Origin of the sequence: Mesorhizobium ciceri biovar biserrulae (assembly GCF_001618845.1) — a bacterium.
Lineage (GTDB): Bacteria > Pseudomonadota > Alphaproteobacteria > Rhizobiales > Rhizobiaceae > Mesorhizobium > Mesorhizobium ciceri.
The window spans coordinates 6,310,022-6,326,813 of the sequence record NZ_CP015064.1; the positions used below are offsets into that span (position 1 = coordinate 6,310,022).

Below are 16,792 nucleotides of genomic sequence, written 5' to 3' on the forward strand. Positions count from 1 at the left end.
GCTCGACACGAGACCAGAAACCCCGCCGGAGCAATCCGGCGGGGTTTTCTTCGCAGCTGTGGGGACAAGCGGGAATTGGCCGCACCATGATCGCGGATAACGGCACGCGTCCCAGCCTGCGCGTCGACCGCGCCTGCACCCTCGACAAGTCGGCTGCGGCGCATTAGGCAGTCGATAGGGTGGCCAACGAGAAGGACACTCGGAAAGGCCGCATCCATGAGCAGAAAGACCCTGATTGCACCATCGGTGCTGGCATCGGATTTTTCCAAACTCGGCGATGAGGTCGAAGCGGTAGCGGCAGCCGGCGCCGACTGGATACATCTCGATGTTATGGACGGGCATTTCGTGCCCAACATCACCTTTGGCCCGCCAGTGATCAAGGCGATCCGCAACCGCACCAAGGCCTTCTTCGACTGCCATCTGATGATTGCCCCGGCCGACCCCTATCTGGCCGCTTTCGCCGAGGCCGGCTGCGACGGTTTGACCGTCCATGCCGAGGCCGGCCCGCATCTTGACCGCTCGCTGCAGACCATCAGGAACCTTGGCAAGAAGGCCGGTGTGTCGCTCAATCCGGCGACGCCGGAAAGCGTGGTCGAATACGTGCTCGACCGGCTCGACCTGATCCTGATCATGACCGTCAATCCGGGCTTCGGCGGCCAGGCCTTCATCCCAGCGATCGTCGACAAGGTGACGCGGGTCAAGGCCCTCGTCGGAGGCCGGCCGATCCGCATCGAGATCGACGGCGGTGTTTCAGCCGAAACCGCGCCGCTGGTCACCGCTGCCGGCGCCGACGTGCTGGTGGCGGGCGCCGCCATCTTCAAAGGCGGCAGCGTCGAGGCTTATCGGCAGAACATCCAGGCGATCAGGACGGCAGCCGATAAGGCAGCCGGTTGACCAGCAGTGTTCCCGCGTCAGTCCTGCATGCCGGCTAAGGTTCTGGTGCCGGGCGGGTTTGTGAAGCTTTTGGGGCAACGGCATCGGATGTGAGCGATTGCCTGATTCGGTTTTCAGCTCCGTCGTCTATGCCCAAAGCAGACAGTTGATCTCGCGCGAATACAAAAGAACAAAAAGAACAGATTCTCCTGCGTGCATACAAAACATGTTAAGTGCCCGCAGGTTGTGAAAAAGCGCGGAATTACAGCACTGAACTCCGAAATGCCGCATATTCCTTTGTGCTAAAGTACAATAACGTGATCTTCTGCTTGAGCAGGCGAATCTTCGCGCTGTATGGTACAAGCACGAGAAGGCGAATGCTTTCGGACTCGAATCGCCCGGGACAAGTCCTGGGGACAAGGAGTCGCTTTGACATACGGAGCTGCCAATCTGAACGACGACGCTGCCGGACCGAAGAGCACGCTTGCCACTACGGTCTATCAGCAATTGCGGGACGATCTTCTCGGCGGTGTCCTTGAAGCCGAGAGCAAGCTGCGGGTCGAGTGGGTGGTCTCCAAATATGGGGCCGGCGCCTCGCCTGTCCGCGAAGCCCTCAATCGCCTCGCCTCGGAAGGGCTTCTCGGCCGGCACGACCAGCGCGGCTTCTTCATCATGCCGGTCAGCGCCTCGGAACTCGAGGAGCTGACGCGCACCCGCTGCTGGCTCGAGGAGCGAGCGCTTCGCGAATCCATCACCCACCGCACCGCCGAATGGGAAGAACAGCTCGTGCTGGCGCTGCATCGCCTGGGACGCGCGTCACGTCTGGCACCGCAGAATCTCTTCTCGCTCAATCCCGATTGGGAGAGGCTGCATCGCATCTTCCACAGGGTGCTGATTTCGGCCTGCCGGTCGCAATGGCTGGTGGGCTTTTGCGACCAGCTCTCCGATCACGCCTATCGCTACCGGCAAATGGCCAATGATGGCGAAGGCGTCCAGCGCGACGATTTCGGCGAGCATCGTCTGATCGCCGAATGTGCCCTGGACGGCAATGCCGACGGTGCCGTCGAGGCCCTGCTCAACCACTACCGGTTGACTGCGGCCATGTGCATGAAGCGCTTCGAGCAGGACGAGGAAACGAAAGAAATCGCCGGCAAACGCGCTCGGCGATAGAAGTCGTTTCCTGGCGGGTCTCTTGTGCTCGTTTCTTGCATTCAACCTGCGTCGGCGCGGCCGGCGTGAACCGCTGTCGGCGGGCTTGACGGCGCGGCCAAGAACCGCGAACTCTCGCCGCCGAGGCATGCCGCGACAGGCGCATGCTCAGCGCCGCAGCACCCCAGGGAAGTCTTCATGAGCAATCATCTGTTCGATGCGTTCCGGTCCCGGATGCCTGCGCCAGCGCGCTTGCTGATGGAAACCGATGATGGCCGCTCGATCACCTATGGCGATATGCTGGCCCGCTCGGCGCAGCTTGCGCATGCGCTCCTGCAACTGGATGTCGAACCCGGTGACCGCGTTGCCGTGCAGGTCGAGAAGAGCCCGGAAGCGGTCATGCTCTATCTCGCCTGCCTGCGCGCCGGCGCCGTCTTCCTGCCGCTCAACACCGCCTACACGCTGGCTGAGCTGGAGTATTTCTTCGGCGACGCAGAACCACGCCTGGTCGTCTGCGATCCGGCAAGAGCGGCCGACATCGGCGCGCTGGCGGAAAAGACGGGCGCCGTCACCGTCACGCTCGGCCGCGATGGCCGGGGATCGCTGACCGACCAGGCCTCGCGGCTGCCGACGGATTTTCATGACGTGGCGCGCGGGCCGGATGACCTCGCGGCAATCCTCTACACGTCGGGGACCACCGGCCGTTCGAAAGGCGCCATGCTCAGCCACGAGAACCTTGCTTCGAACGCGCGCGTGCTGGTCGAGCACTGGCGTTTCACCGGAGACGACGTGCTGATCCACGCATTGCCGATCTTCCACACGCACGGCCTGTTCGTCGCCACCAACGTCGTCCTGATGGCCGGCGCCTCGATGCTGTTCGAGCAGAAGTTCGATCCGGCCCGCATCGTCTCGCTGCTGCCGCGTGCCACGGCCTTGATGGGGGTGCCGACCTTCTACGTGCGCCTGCTGCAGCATGAGGGGCTGGACCATGAGGCGGCGAAAAACATCCGTGTGTTCATTTCCGGGTCGGCGCCGCTGCTGGCCGAGACGCACAAGGCCTGGCGCGAGCGCACCGGCCACGCGATCCTCGAACGCTACGGCATGACCGAGACCAACATGAACACCTCGAACCCCTATGAGGGCGAGCGGCGCGCCGGCACCGTCGGTTTCCCCTTGCCCGGCGTCACGCTTCGCATCACCGATCCAGACAGCGGCGCAGCGCTTGCGCAGGGCGAGGTCGGCATGATCGAGGTGAAGGGCCCAAATGTTTTCGGCGGCTATTGGCGCATGCCGGAGAAGACCAAGGCGGAATTCCGCGCCGGCGGTTTTTTCATCACCGGCGATCTCGGTACGATCGACGCCGACGGTTATGTCCACATCGTCGGCCGCGGCAAGGACCTGATCATATCGGGCGGCTACAACATCTACCCGAAGGAGCTCGAAAGCGAGATCGATGCGCTCGACGGGGTTAGCGAAAGCGCCGTCATCGGCGTTGCCCATCCAGATTTCGGCGAAGGCGTCACCGCCGTCGTCGTGCGGGCGCCGTCATCGCGGATCACCGGTGCCGAAATTCTCGGCGCCATCGCCGGACGGGTGGCGAAATACAAGCATCCGAAGCGGGTGATCTTCGTCGATGAACTGCCGCGCAACACCATGGGCAAGGTACAGAAGAACCTGCTGCGCGACACCTACAAGGACATATACGCATCATAGTTGCGCGGTGCCCGGGGCAGCGGCGCCTTACTCCTTGCGCGCCCTTTCGACCCGACTGCCGGAGCCCCACAAGGCGCGCTTCAGCAGGTTGCGCTTGCGCGGCACGAGGTTGATGTCGCTGACAAGCTTGGCGCCGCCCTCGCGCCGTTCGAGGGTGATCTTGCGGCTGTGGAAGGCTTCCAGCTCGGCACGGTGCGCCACGCTGATGATGGTGACATCGGGCAATTCGCGGATCACCGTCGCCATCATGGCGTCCTGGCTCTTCTCGTCGAGCGCCGAGGTTGCTTCATCCAGCACGACGATATCGGGGCGGTGCAGCAGCAGGCGCGCGAAAGCGAGACGCTGCTTTTCGCCGCCCGACAGCGTCTGGTCCCATGGCGCTTCTTCCTTGATCCTTTCGGCAAGATAGGCCAAGCCGACCTTGTCGAGGGCGGCCTTGATCTGTTTGATCGTCCACTTGTCCGCGGCCGCGGGATAGGCGACCGCGCGGCGAAGCGTGCCCGAGGGGATGTAGGGGCGTTGCGGCAGCATGAAGAGTCGCCTGTCGGCATGAAAATTGACGCTGCCGCCGCCCCACGGCCACAGGCCGGCAACGGCCCGCACCAGCGTCGACTTGCCCGAGCCGGATTCGCCAGCCACCAGCACACGCTCGCCCGGTTCGATCGCAACCTCGGTTTCCTTGACCACAGAGGTGCCGTCGTCGAGCGTGACGGAGAGATCGTCGAGGCTGAGCATCGCACCGTCTTCGGTTTCGCCGTGCTGGATGCGTCCGAGCGCGTCGCTCTGCTCCGCACGCTCGAGCCCGTCGAGCGACATCATCAGCGAGGCGATGCGCCGCGCCGAGGCGTTCCAGTCGGCAAGACGCGGGTAGTTGTCGACCAGCCATCCGAACGCGCCCTGCACGATGGCGAAGGCGGAGGCAGCCTGCATCACCTGTCCGAGCGACATCGAGCCTTCGAGGAATTTCGGCGCGCAAAGCAGGACCGGCACGACCGGTGCAAACAGGCTCGACCCCTGCGACACCAGCGCCGTGCGCATGTGCTGGCCCGTCAGCAGCGCCCATTGCCTGAGCACATGACCGAAATTCCTGTCGATGCCGCTGCGCTCCTCCTCCTCGCCGCCGAGCAATGCGATGCTCTCGCCGTTTTCGCGTACCCGCGTCAGCGTGTAGCGGAATTCGGCTTCCGCCTGGTTCTTCTGCTCGGAGAGGCGGACGAAATGCCGGCCGATGACCACCATCGACGTGGAGGTGATGGCGGCATAGATGACTGCGGTGATGACGAGGAAGCCGGGAATGGTCAGGTTTTCGCCACCGATCGGCAAAGTGAGCGCGCCGCCGATCGTCCACAGCACCACGATGAAGGTCGAGGCCGACAGGAACGCATTGAGGACGCCGGAGATGAAATCGACCGGTGACTCGGTGGCGATCCGCAGATCCTCCGTGAGGCGGGCTTCGGGGTTCGAGTGGTCGCCGGCGACGAGGTTCAATTGGTAGTAGCGCCCATTGGCGAGCCAGCGTGCGATGACGGCGGTGGTCAGCCAGGAACGCCAGCGACGCTGGATCGTCATGCGCAGATAGACCTGCGCGACCACAAGGCCCGCGCTTCCAGCCACGAGCGGCAGGAATATGGCGCTAAGCACATAGACGGTGTGGACGTTGCGTTGCTCGATGGCGTCGAAGAAGGAGCGGTTCCAGACGTTGATCCCGTACTGAAAGCCGACATTGACGCAGATCAGGATCAACAGCCCGATCGTGAGCGGCCAGGCAAGCCCATCGCCCCGCCTGGCCCAGTAGCCGCGCCCGCTGATCCAGAAACGCCGCAGCAGGTATTTCCGGCGCGCCTGCTCGGCTTCTTCGGGCGTCAGTTGCGGATCCGGCTCGACAGGCTGCGGTGGCGGTCCCGGCTGGCCGTCGACCTCGGGGGCAGCTTCGGCAGTCGGCGGTTTTTTTTCGCGCAGATCCTCGTGGCGCGGCCTGTGGTCACGCGGCGCTTGCTGTCGCGGCTTCAAGGCACCGCGCGGTTTGATGCCGTCGGCCTGTTTCAATTTGGGTTTCGCCTCGGACATACGCTCCGACAACGACCTCAAAATCAAAAGGTTTCACGACGACAGCCGATATCAATGCGCAGTGCCGGAGCCGGCTCCAAAAACCTTTTCGCCGCCGATCCAGACGCCCTTCGGGTCGAGATCGTCCGACAGCGCGACAATATCCGCAGCCGTGCCGTTGGCGAATCGGCCAAGCCGGTGCGACTGGCCGATTGCTTGCGCCGGATAGAGCGAAGCCATGCGCAAGGCCTCGGAAAGCTCGACCCCGATGACGCGGTGGGTGAAACGAATGGCCGAGATCATGTCGAGATCGGCGCCCGCCAGCGTTCCGTCGCCGAGCCGCAGGCTGCCATGCCTGCGATAGATGGTACGGCCGTTGAGCGTGAACGACGTCATGTCGGTGCCGATTGTCGCCATGGCGTCGGTGACCAGAACGATCCTGGCCGGCCCCTGCTTGGCGCGCAGTGCGATCTTGATGGTGGCCGGATCGACATGGATGCCGTCGGCGATGAGACCGGCCGACAAGGCGCCGATGTCGATGGCGGCGCCCGCCAGGCCAGGCTCGCGATTGCCGATCTGGCTCATCGCATTGAACAGGTGGGTAACCATCGAGGCGCCCGCCGCGGCAAAGGCGCTGGCGGTGGCGTAGCCGGTGTCGGAATGGCCAAGGCTGACGATGACGCCGGCCTTAGTCAGCGCCGCGACGCGAGCCGGCTCGACGGATTCGGGCGCGATGGTGGTCAGCAGCACCGGCAGCTTTTGCCGCGCCGCGATCAGCATCGCCTGGTCGGCATCGGTCATCGGCCGGATCAGCGCCGGATCATGCGCGCCCTTGCGGGCGACCGACAAATGCGGGCCTTCGAGATGCAGCCCGAGAAACCCAGGCACCTTCTGGCGCGCCGCCGCCTCGCCGGCGGCGACAGCGGCGGCCGTGATTGCAGGCGTGTCGGTGATCAGCGTCGGCAGCAGCGCCGTCGTGCCGAAGGGCGCGTGCGCGCGGCAGATGGTCTCGATGGAAGCGACATCGGGATGGTCGTTGAGCATGACGCCGCCGCCGCCATTGACCTGCAGGTCCACGAAGCCCGGCACCAGCAGGCCGTCACCGGCGTCGACGAGGGCGATGTCCGAGGGGACGGCGCCCTTGGGCAAAATGGCCTCGACGAGACCGTCGCGCACGACCAGCGCGTGGCCTTCATGCCAATCGTCGCCGTCGAAAATCCGGGCGCCAGTCAGGGCAAAGCGATTGCTCATACGGTCTCCGTCACCTTGCGAAGATTGCGCGGCGTGTCCGGGTCGAGACCGCGATGGCGGGCAAACGCCTCGACGAACATGTAGAAGGAGACGATCAGCGTCAGCGGATCGGTCAGTGGATGGCCTGTGGCGACATGCGGCAGGCGCACGGCGCGTTGGGCAAGTGCCGAGGTGACGAACACCGGCGCGCCCTTGGCCGCCAGGCTGTCGGCGGCCTCGGCAATCGACGGTTCGGACGCGTCGCGCGCGGCCAGCGCCAGCACCGGAAAATCGGGGCCGACCAGCGCCAGCGGGCCGTGCATGACCTCGGCGGCGCTGTAGGCTTCCGCATGCATGCCGCAGGTCTCCTTGAATTTCAGCGCAGCCTCATTGGCCATCGCCGCCGACGGTCCGCGGCCGAGGATGAACAACGACTTCTGCTTCTCGATCGTCTCAGAGAGCACGCTCATCCAGTCGCAGGCGATCGCCTTGCCGAAATGCTCCGGCAGGCGGGCAAGCGCCGCCAGCAGCGCATCGTCGCCGGTGGCATGCGCCATCAGAGCGAGGCCAGCGACGGCCGAATTGATGAAGGTTTTGGTGGCAGCCACGCTGCGCTCGGGGCCGGCCAGGATATCGATCGCATAGTCCGAGGCACGCGCCAGCGGCGAATCGGCGGTGTTGGTGATGGCGACGGTCAGCGCGCCTCCCGCCCGCGCGGTTTCGGCCATGGCGACGATGTCGGGGCTCTTGCCCGACTGCGAGATCGCCAGGCAGGCCGAGCCGGCGAGCCTGAGCTTGCGGCCATAGATCGAGGCGATCGACGGCCCAACCGATGCGACGGCCAGGCCCGCGGTCAGCTCGACGGCGTATTTCATGAAGGTGGCGGCATGGTCGGACGAGCCGCGCGCCACGGTGACGACGAACTGCGGGTCGCGTTCACGGATGCCGCGCCCGGCTTCGGTCAGCACGGCGCCGGAGCCGTCGAGCAGGCGGGCGACGGCCTGCGGGACCTCCTCGATCTCGCGCCGCATATGGGTCATCTCTGTCGACATGGTCGGCTCTGTCGTGCTCATGGTCGGCCCTCTTCGCTCGGCCCTGTCAGCCGCAGTTCGGCGACGAAATCATAGGCGTCGCCCCGGTAGATAGAGCGGGTGAATTCGATCACCTTGCCGCTCGCCAGATAGGAAATACGTTCGATGTGCAGGCCGGCAATGCCTGGCGGCACTTCGAGCAGGCGCGCGTCGCTGTCGCCGAGATTGGCGGCGGAAATGCGCTGCACCGCCCGCACCGGCCGATTGCCGGTCAATTCCAGCGCGGCATAGAGCGAGGAGCCTATATCGGCCGGGTCGGGCAACACGCTGGCCGACAGCGAGGCCCGCTCGATCGCCAGCGGCGTGTCGTTGGCAATGCGCAGGCGCGCCACGCGCGCCACCAGTTCGTTCGACGACAGGCCGAGCACCATCATTTCGTCGGGCGAAGGTGCGTAAAGGCCGCGGTCGAGCCATGCCGAACGCACCACCATGCCGCGCCGCGCCATGTCCTCGGTAAACGAGGTCAGCCGCGACAGCGACTGTTCGACACGCTCCATGCGCGGCGCCACGAAGGTGCCGGAGCCGTGGCGCTGCACCAGGATGCCGCCCTTGACCAGGTCCTGCACCGCCTTGCGCACGGTGACCCGCGAAATATCGGCCTTGGTGGCGATGTCGCGCTCGGAGGGCAGCGCGTCGCCCGGCCCGATCAGGCCGCGATTGACCGCGTCCTCGATGCTCTTGCGCAGCTGCAGATAAAGCGGCGCGCCGCTTTGCGCCTGATGTTTCAGCGTGGCGAAGATCTGGTCGGCGGCCTCGCTCATCGAGTTGCCTCCGCGTGTCCGACGAAAAGGCGAACCGCCATCTGCACCGCGCCGCCCAGCGCGTCGTCGAGCGGCGGCTTCAGCAGCGCCCGGTAGCGGGCAGACAGGCGCGGCGCGTAGAGCGGCGCCAGCCCGCCGAGCAGGCACAGCGGCGCGTCGTCGGCGAGATCGAGCGCGCCGAGCGAGGCTTCGACATCGGCAACCACCCTGTCGAGGATCCAGTTGGCGACGCTGTCGCCCTTCTCGGCGTGTTCGAACACCTTGGGTGCGAAGCCGCCGAAATCGCCGGGCTTGGCATTGGTGGTGAATTCGACGACATCCTCCGGGTTGTTGCGGAAGACGGCCAGCATGCTCTGCGTCAGCGGCGAGCCCGGGCGGACGCCGTCATAGGCAAGCAGTGTCTGTTCGAGCAGGTCGCGGCCGATACGGGCGCCGCTGCCCTGGTCGCCAACCTGGAAGCCCCAGCCGCCGATGGCGCGCGATTTGCCTTGTCTGCGCGCCATATAGGCGGTGCCGGTGCCGAGGATCGCCATGGCGCCGTCACCGGCGCCGACAGCGCCTTCCAGCGCGATTTCGGCGTCGGTCTCGACGCGGCTGATGCTGAATGGCAGGATCGCCTCGAGCTGCTGCCGGTAGGTGCCGACATTAGCGCCGGCAAGGCCGAGAATTGCGGGCGTTCGCGGGATCAGTTCCGGATCCTGCCCGGCGACGAGGAACGCCTGCCTGGCGGCCTCGACGATGTTCGAGCGAGCGCCGGTCAGGTCGGTGCGGATGTTGGCGGCGCCGCTTTTGGCGCGGCCGATCACCGTGCCGTCCGCCGTTGCCAGGGCGGCCCTGCAGCTGGTGCCGCCGCCATCGATTCCGAGCACGAAATTCACGTTGATTTCTCCTCCGGGCGGATAATACCAATAAAATACCAATAGCCAAGGGTTAATTTCCGTTTCAAAAAGTTTAAGCCGTATTTTATTGAAAAATCTGCGTATTTCGGCGGCTCAGCGATTTCCGGCCCGCGAATTCGTTAATGCGTGTGGACAAGTGGTATTTTTTTGGTATTGTTCTGGTATTGGAGGAACCGGGATGGCCGAAACGCGCACCGAAGCGCTTCACAAAAATGCCGAGGGGCTGGATATCCAGCCTCCGGACGCCATCCTTTCCTATTTGGCCGATGCGCAGATCGAAGCCGCCAAGGTGGTGCGCCATGCCATTCCATCCATCGCCAGGGCCGCCGAGATCATCGCCGGCAGGCTGAAGAGCGGCGGCAAGCTTGCCTACGCCGCGGCCGGCAGCTCAGGCCTGATGGCACTGGCCGATGCGCTGGAGCTGCCGGGCACCTTCGGCATTCACCGCGACCGCATCGCCATCCTCATCGCCGGCGGCGACGACGCTTTCCGCACGCTGGCCGGCGGGCCGGAAGACGATACCGAGGAAGCCGCGGCAGCGGTCGCCGAGGCCGGCCTCGGCAAGGGCGACTGCCTGATCGCCATTTCCGCCAGCGGCACGACGCCCTATGCCGTGCGGGCCATCCAGGAGGCTGCCCGCCGCGGCGCTGCCACCATCGGCATCGCCAACAACAGGGACTCTGCGCTGCTGCGCCAGGCACAAACCGCCATCCTGCTCGAAACGCCGCCGGAACTGATCGCCGGCTCCACGCGCATGGGCGCCGGCACTGCCCAGAAGATCGCGCTCAACATGCTGTCGACGCTGACCGCCATCCATCTCGGCCATGTGCATGACGGCTACATGGTCAATCTCATGGCCGACAACATCAAGCTGCGCGACCGCGCGGCGCGCATCGTCGCCGCCGTCAGCGGGCGCGGCACGGACGAAGCGGCCCGCCTGCTCGAAAAGAGCGGCGGCGCGGTCAAGACCGCCATTCTGCTCGCCGCCGGCGCCGACAGCACTGACGCGGCGCAGAAGATACTGGAAGAGGCCGGCCAGAAGTTGCGGCCGGCCCTTTCCGCTATAGAGGGGAGCAAGGGCTCAAAAGCCTCTGTTCTCATCAAAACCGAACCTGAAAAAGGTCAACAGGGAGACTGAGCATGACAACGAAACTACTGACGGCACTGCTTTTGGGCACCAGCATTCTCGGCTCGGCCGGGTTGGCTCACGCCGACGACGTAACGCTCAACATCGAAAGCTGGCGCGGCGACGACCTTGCCATCTGGAAGGACAAGCTGATCCCGGCTTTCGAAGCCAAGAACCCGGGCATCAAGGTCGTGTTCGCACCCTCGGCTCCGACCGAATATGACGCCGCGCTCGGCGCCAAGCTCGCCGCCGGCTCGGCGGGCGACCTGATCACCTGCCGCCCGTTCGACAAGTCGCTTGAGCTGTTCAAGAAGGGCAACCTTGCCGATCTCTCGGCGCTGCCTGGCATGGAGAACTTTTCGCCGGTGGCCAAGTCCGCCTGGCAGACCGACGACGGCAAGGCGAGCTTCTGCGTGCCGATGGCCTCGGTCATCCACGGCTTCATCTACAACAAGGACGCCTTCGACAAGCTCGGCATCAAGGTGCCGGAGACCCGCGACGAGTTCTTCGCCGCGCTCGACAAGATCAAGGCCGACGGCACCTACATCCCGATGGCGATGGGCACCAAGGATCTCTGGGAAGCCGCGACCATGGGCTACCAGAACATCGGCCCCAACTACTGGAAGGGCGAGGACGGCCGCGCGGCGCTGATCAAGGGCGATCAGAAGCTGACCGACAAGGACTGGGTCGCGCCGTATGAGGAACTGGCCAAGTGGAAGCCCTATCTCGGCGATGGCTTCGAGGCGCAGACCTATCCGGACAGCCAGAACCTGTTCACGCTCGGCCGCGCCGCCATCTACCCGGCCGGCTCGTGGGAGATCGGCCTGTTCAACACCCAGGCGCAGTTCAAGATGGGCGCCTTCCCGCCGCCGGTCGAGAAGGCCGGTGACACCTGCTACATCTCCGACCATACGGATATCGGCATGGGCCTGAATGCGGCTTCGAAGAACGCCGATGCGGCCAAGACCTTCCTGTCCTGGGTCGCCTCGCCGGATTTCGCCACCATCTACGCCAACGCACTGCCGGGCTTCTTCAGCCTGAACTCCTCGCCGGTGAAGATGGAAGACCCGCTGGCGCAGGAATTCGTCTCCTGGCGCGGCAAGTGCAAGTCGACGATCCGCTCGACCTACCAGATCCTGTCGCGCGGCACGCCGAACCTCGAGAACGAGACCTGGGTTGAATCGGCCAACGTCATCAACGGCACCGATACGCCGGAAGCGGCGGCCAAGAAGCTGCAGACCGGCCTCGACAGCTGGTACCATCCGGCCAAGTAAGAGCTCAGGCAACGGAACCGGCCGGCGCACGCCTGGCCGGTTCCGGACTACCTCATTCAAAGTGCGCCTATTCAGATTGCGATTGTCGGCACCGCCTCCCGGCCTTACCCTCTCTTCGGGGAAGGCTAGCTGATCAGTCGCAGGCCTTTGTTCCTGCCGCATCGGCAGGAATGGTCGGGCCGTGCATCGAGGCATCATCTAGATCGATACCCTTTGGAACCGAGAGACGGCGGGGACCGAACTCATGGCCGCAGATATCAGACCGAAAAGACCGTTCCGCTGGCATATAGGCGTCTTCCTGGCGCCGGCGGTGCTTGTCTACACGGCAATCATGATCCTGCCGCTCGCCGGCACGCTGCAGCTCTCGCTGTTCCGCAACATCGAGCAGCACCAGGTCTTCGTCGGGCTGGAAAACTTCCGCATGCTGTTCGGCGATCCCAACTGGTCGGTGGGTTTCTGGAACGCGCTGAGGAACAACACCTGGTTCTTCATCATCCACATGCTGGTGCAGAACCCGATCGGCGTCATGCTGGCGGCTTTGCTGTCCAGCCCGAGGCTGAGGTTCGCGGCCTTCTACCGCACGGCGATCTTCGTGCCGACCATCCTGTCCTTCGTCATCGTCGGTTTCGCCTGGAAGCTGATCCTGTCCCCGTTGTGGGGCGTGGCGCCGCATCTGATGGATCTCGTCGGCCTGAAAAGCCTGTTCACGCCATGGCTCGGCAAGGAGCAATATGCGCTCACCGCACTCAGCCTGATTTCGGTGTGGCAGTTCGTCGGCATCCCGATGATGCTGATCTACGCCGCCCTGCTGTCGATCCCCGAAGAGGTGATCGAGGCCGCCGAATGCGATGGCATCACCGGCCTGGCGCAGTTCTGGAAGATCAAGCTGCCGCTGATCCTGCCGTCGATCGGCATCATCTCGATCCTCACCTTCGTCGGCAATTTCAACGCCTTCGACCTGATCTACACCGCGCAAGGCGCGCTCGCCGGGCCGAACTATTCGACCGATATTCTCGGCACTTTCCTCTACCGCGCCTTCTTCGGCTTCCAGCTGCAGGTCGGCGACCCCAATATGGGCGCGGCGATCGCCACGATGATGTTCCTGATCATCCTCGGCGGCGTCTGCGTCTACCTCTTCCTCGTCCAGACGCGCCTGCGTCGCTACCAGTTCTGAGGGGCCGAGAGATGAGCACCGCCACCCGTTCCGTGCCCCGCACCATCGGCGCCCATGCGATCCTGTTGACCTACACGGTGATCGCGCTGTTTCCGGTGATCCTGGTGATCATGAACTCGTTCAAGTCCCGCGCCGGCATCTTCGGCGCGCCGCTGACGCCGCCGACGCCAAAGACCTTCGACCTGATCGGCTACACCACCGTCATCGGCCAGGGCGACTTCTTCCACTATTTCCAGAACAGCCTCGTCGTCACTGTCGCCTCGCTGTTCTTCGTGCTCCTGTTCGGCGCCATGGCAGCGTTTGCGCTGTCGGAATACCGCTTCCGCGGCAATTCGCTGATGGGGCTCTATCTGGCGCTCGGCATCATGATCCCGATCCGGCTGGGCACCGTCGCCATCCTGCAATTGATGGTGGCGAGCGGGCTGGTCAACACGCTGACGGCGCTGATCCTGGTCTACACCGCGCAAGGCCTGCCGCTTGCCGTGTTCATCCTGTCGGAGTTCATGAAGCAGGTGTCCGACGATCTGAAGAATGCCGGCCGCATCGACGGCCTGTCGGAATACACCATCTTCTTCCGCCTGGTGCTGCCGCTGGTCAGGCCGTCGATGGCAACCGTCGCCGTCTTCACCATGATCCCGATCTGGAACGACCTGTGGTTCCCGCTGATCCTGGCGCCGTCGGAAGAAACCAAGACGGTGACGCTCGGCGCCCAGCTGTTCCTCGGCCAGTTCGTCACCAACTGGAACGCTATCCTGGCGGCGCTGTCGCTGGCGATCATGCCGGTGCTGATCCTCTACGTCATCTTCTCGCGGCAGTTGATCCGCGGCATTACTTCCGGAGCGGTGAAGTGAGCGGCGGGGAAGAAGCTATCGTACAGGCCCTCGTCGAGACAGCGAGCCACTATGGATTCCGGGGCGTTCGCGCCAAAAATTTCTACCGAGAGTGGCCGGAGACGATCTGTGTGCTGAACCTTCAGAAGTCTTCCTGGGGTCCGCAATTCTATATCAACGCTGCTGTCTGGTTTGCACGGCTTGGGCCGGAGCGCCGGCCGAAGGAATACAATTGTCACATTCGTTGGCGCGTCAATTCCCAGATGGAAGACGAGCAGTCGAAAGCGTTCGAGCAGGCGCTCAACCTTGAGCATCCCTTGCCTGATGATCAGAGGCTTTCACTGATCAAGGACGGAGTTGATGCCTATGGCTTTCGACTTTTGTCCCGGTGTGACAGCGAAGAAGCAGCCCTGCGGGTCGCAGATGAATGTGAGCCACAGGTGATGGTGGCTCTCGCAGCCCGCAGTCAAGAAAAGGCGAATTGAAATGGCCCAACCCCTGCGTGTCGTCGTCGCCGGCCTCGGCAATATGGGCCGCAGCCATGCGCTGGCCTACCATACCAATCCAGGTTTCCAGATCGCGGCGCTGATCAACCGCTCCGACGTGCCGCTGCCGGACGGGCTGTCGGGTTACGGCATCAAGCGCTCCTTCGACGAGGCATTGCGTGACGAAAAGCCCGATGTCGCCTGCATCGCCACCTATTCCGACAGCCATGCCGACTATGCGGTGAAGGCGTTCGAGGCCGGTTGCCACGTCTTCGTCGAGAAGCCGTTGGCAACGACGGTGGCCGACGCCAGGCGCGTCGTCGCGGCGGCCAAGGCCAACGGCAGGAAGCTGGTGATCGGCTACATCCTGCGCCATCACCCGTCCTGGATCCGGTTGATCGCCGAAGCGCGCAAGCTCGGCGGCCCCTACGTCTTCCGCATGAACCTCAACCAGCAATCCTCGGGCCATACCTGGGAGACGCACAAGCAGTTGATGCAGACGACCTCGCCGATCGTCGATTGCGGCGTGCACTATCTCGACGTCATGCTGCAGATCACTGATGCGAAGCCCGTGGAAGTGCGCGGCATGGGCGTGCGGCTGACCGACGAGGTCGCGCCCTCGATGTACAATTACGGCCACTTGCAGGTGCTGTTCGATGACGGTTCGGTCGGCTGGTATGAGGCCGGCTGGGGGCCGATGATTTCGGAAACCGCCTTCTTCGTGAAGGACGTCATCTCGCCCAATGGCTGCGTGTCGATCGTCATGGAGGAAGGTGTGAAGTCCGATGACATCGACACGCACACTAAGACCTCGACCATCCGCCTGCACAATGCGGCGACCGGCGCGGACGGCAAGTTCGCCAAGCCAGACGAGATGTTGTCGATGGAGGGCGAACCCGGCCATCAGGACCTCTGCGACCTCGAACAGGCCTTCGTGCTGAAGGCAATCCGCGAGGATCTCGACCTCACCAAACACATGGACGACGCGGTCAAATCGCTCGCCGTCTGCCTTGCCGCCGACGAGAGCGTGCGCAGTGGCGCCGCCGTCAAACTCTAGAACAGGGACGAAGCCGTGGGCTCGCTGAACATCGAGAACGTGAAGAAGGCCTTTGGGCCGGTCGAGGTGCTGAAGGGCATCAACCTCGAAGTGAACGACGGCGAGTTCGTCGTTTTCGTCGGGCCGTCCGGCTGCGGCAAGTCGACCCTGCTCAGGGTCATCGCCGGACTGGAGGACTCGACTTCGGGCCGCGTCGTCATCGACGGCGCGGACGTTTCGGCCACGCCGCCGGCCAAGCGCGGCATCGCCATGGTGTTCCAGACCTATGCGCTCTATCCGCATCTGACGGTGAAGAACAATATGGGCCTTGGCCTCAAGCAGGCCGGCACGCCGGCGGCCGAGATCGAGCGCCGCATCGGCATCGCCTCGTCGATGCTGTCGCTGGAGCCCTATCTCGAAAGGCGGCCGGCCGAACTCTCCGGCGGCCAGCGTCAGCGCGTCGCCATCGGCCGCGCCGTGGTGCGCGAGCCGAAGCTGTTTCTGTTCGACGAGCCGCTGTCGAACCTCGATGCCGCGCTGCGTGTCAACACGCGGCTCGAGATCGCGCAATTGCACCGCCGGCTGAAGGCGACGATGATCTACGTCACCCACGACCAGGTCGAGGCGATGACCCTGGCCGACAAGATCGTGGTGCTCAACGCAGGGAAAATCGAGCAGATCGGTGGCCCGATGGAGCTCTACAATTCGCCGGCAAATGAGTTCGTCGCCGGCTTCATCGGCTCACCGAAGATGAATTTCGTCGACGGCGCCCGTCTCGGCGAAACCGCCAGGACCATCGGCGTGCGGCCGGAACATCTGACGGTCGATCCGAAATCCGGCGCCTGGAAGGGAACGGTGGTGCACGCCGAGCATCTCGGCGCCGACACCAATCTCTATCTCGACTGCGAGAAGGCCGGGCTGATCACCGTGCGGATTTTTGGTGTTTACGATGCCGAGCCGGGTGCCACGCTGTATGCGACGCCGGATCCGGCGAAGACGTATCGGTTTGGTGCGGATGGGAAGGTGCTGAAGTAGATACGCCGGCGCAGCCCCCTCACCCAGCCTCCGCTTCGCTCGGCTGACCTCTCCCCGAGGGGAGAGGAGA

The 16,792-nt window shown here is 64.2% G+C and carries 15 protein-coding genes; 10 read left to right on the forward strand and 5 right to left on the reverse strand.

The genetic code is table 11. From position 1 onward, the window contains the following. Window positions 1-216: 216 nt before the first annotated feature. From rpe to A4R29_RS29880, 3 genes are all read left to right on the forward strand, one after another. Window positions 217-894: a ribulose-phosphate 3-epimerase gene (gene rpe / locus A4R29_RS29870; protein ID WP_013528583.1), complete on the forward strand. Its 678-nt coding sequence runs from the start codon at window positions 217-219 to the stop codon at window positions 892-894. Between the two features lie 408 nt (window positions 895-1,302). Next, entirely contained in the window at window positions 1,303-2,043 is a 741-nt protein-coding gene (locus A4R29_RS29875; RefSeq protein ID WP_024502152.1) for a GntR family transcriptional regulator, read from the forward strand. A 177-nt stretch (window positions 2,044-2,220) separates the two neighbouring features. Continuing rightward, the gene (locus A4R29_RS29880) at window positions 2,221-3,735 is read left to right on the forward strand and encodes a malonate--CoA ligase (protein ID WP_063173493.1); all 1,515 of its coding nucleotides are present in this window, start codon (window positions 2,221-2,223) and stop codon (window positions 3,733-3,735) included. 27 nt (window positions 3,736-3,762) lie between these two features. Here the strand turns inward: A4R29_RS29880 and A4R29_RS29885 are convergent, their stop codons facing one another. The 5 genes from A4R29_RS29885 to A4R29_RS29905 are packed head-to-tail and all read right to left on the reverse strand — an operon-like array spanning window position 3,763 to window position 9,741. After that, a complete protein-coding gene (locus A4R29_RS29885; protein WP_063173494.1) occupies window positions 3,763-5,802 on the reverse strand; it encodes an ABC transporter ATP-binding protein/permease in 2,040 nt (679 codons plus the stop codon). A gap of 51 nt (window positions 5,803-5,853) precedes the next feature. Beyond that, window positions 5,854-7,032 (reverse strand): N-acetylglucosamine-6-phosphate deacetylase, encoded by a 1,179-nt coding sequence (gene nagA, locus A4R29_RS29890; protein ID WP_063173495.1) that lies wholly within the window; start codon window positions 7,030-7,032, stop codon window positions 5,854-5,856. Continuing rightward, a complete protein-coding gene (locus tag A4R29_RS29895) occupies window positions 7,029-8,063 on the reverse strand; it encodes an SIS domain-containing protein (RefSeq protein WP_024502148.1) in 1,035 nt (344 codons plus the stop codon). Before A4R29_RS29895 ends, nagA begins: the two co-directional genes overlap by 4 nt. Window positions 8,064-8,080: 17 nt before the next feature. Continuing rightward, on the reverse strand, window positions 8,081-8,863 hold the full coding sequence (locus A4R29_RS29900) for a GntR family transcriptional regulator (RefSeq protein WP_063169682.1): 783 nt from the start codon (window positions 8,861-8,863) through the stop codon (window positions 8,081-8,083). Continuing rightward, on the reverse strand, window positions 8,860-9,741 hold the full coding sequence (locus A4R29_RS29905; RefSeq protein ID WP_063173496.1) for a glucosamine kinase nucleotide-binding domain-containing protein: 882 nt from the start codon (window positions 9,739-9,741) through the stop codon (window positions 8,860-8,862). The genes A4R29_RS29900 and A4R29_RS29905 overlap by 4 nt, the downstream gene beginning before the upstream one ends. Window positions 9,742-9,940: 199 nt before the next feature. Between A4R29_RS29905 and A4R29_RS29910 the strand changes: the two genes are divergently transcribed. From A4R29_RS29910 to A4R29_RS29940, 7 genes are all read left to right on the forward strand, one after another. After that, window positions 9,941-10,900 carry an N-acetylmuramic acid 6-phosphate etherase gene (locus A4R29_RS29910; RefSeq protein WP_063173497.1) on the forward strand — a complete coding sequence of 320 codons (960 nt, stop codon included), beginning with the start codon at window positions 9,941-9,943 and terminating at the stop codon, window positions 10,898-10,900. 2 nt (window positions 10,901-10,902) lie between these two features. Further along, window positions 10,903-12,162, forward strand: coding sequence for an ABC transporter substrate-binding protein (locus tag A4R29_RS29915; RefSeq protein WP_013528574.1), 1,260 nt, complete (start codon window positions 10,903-10,905; stop codon window positions 12,160-12,162). A 244-nt stretch (window positions 12,163-12,406) separates the two neighbouring features. After that, on the forward strand, window positions 12,407-13,336 hold the full coding sequence (locus tag A4R29_RS29920; protein ID WP_013528573.1) for a carbohydrate ABC transporter permease: 930 nt from the start codon (window positions 12,407-12,409) through the stop codon (window positions 13,334-13,336). Between the two features lie 11 nt (window positions 13,337-13,347). After that, on the forward strand, window positions 13,348-14,187 hold the full coding sequence (locus A4R29_RS29925; protein WP_027161160.1) for a carbohydrate ABC transporter permease: 840 nt from the start codon (window positions 13,348-13,350) through the stop codon (window positions 14,185-14,187). After that, complete coding sequence (locus A4R29_RS29930; protein WP_013528571.1) at window positions 14,184-14,651, forward strand: DUF4304 domain-containing protein; 468 nt, start codon at window positions 14,184-14,186, stop codon at window positions 14,649-14,651. The genes A4R29_RS29925 and A4R29_RS29930 overlap by 4 nt, the downstream gene beginning before the upstream one ends. 1 nt (window position 14,652) lies before the next feature. Then, window positions 14,653-15,708: a Gfo/Idh/MocA family protein gene (locus A4R29_RS29935; protein ID WP_063173498.1), complete on the forward strand. Its 1,056-nt coding sequence runs from the start codon at window positions 14,653-14,655 to the stop codon at window positions 15,706-15,708. 15 nt (window positions 15,709-15,723) lie between these two features. After that, window positions 15,724-16,722, forward strand: coding sequence for an ABC transporter ATP-binding protein (locus tag A4R29_RS29940; RefSeq protein WP_063173499.1), 999 nt, complete (start codon window positions 15,724-15,726; stop codon window positions 16,720-16,722). Window positions 16,723-16,792: the final 70 nt, after the last annotated feature.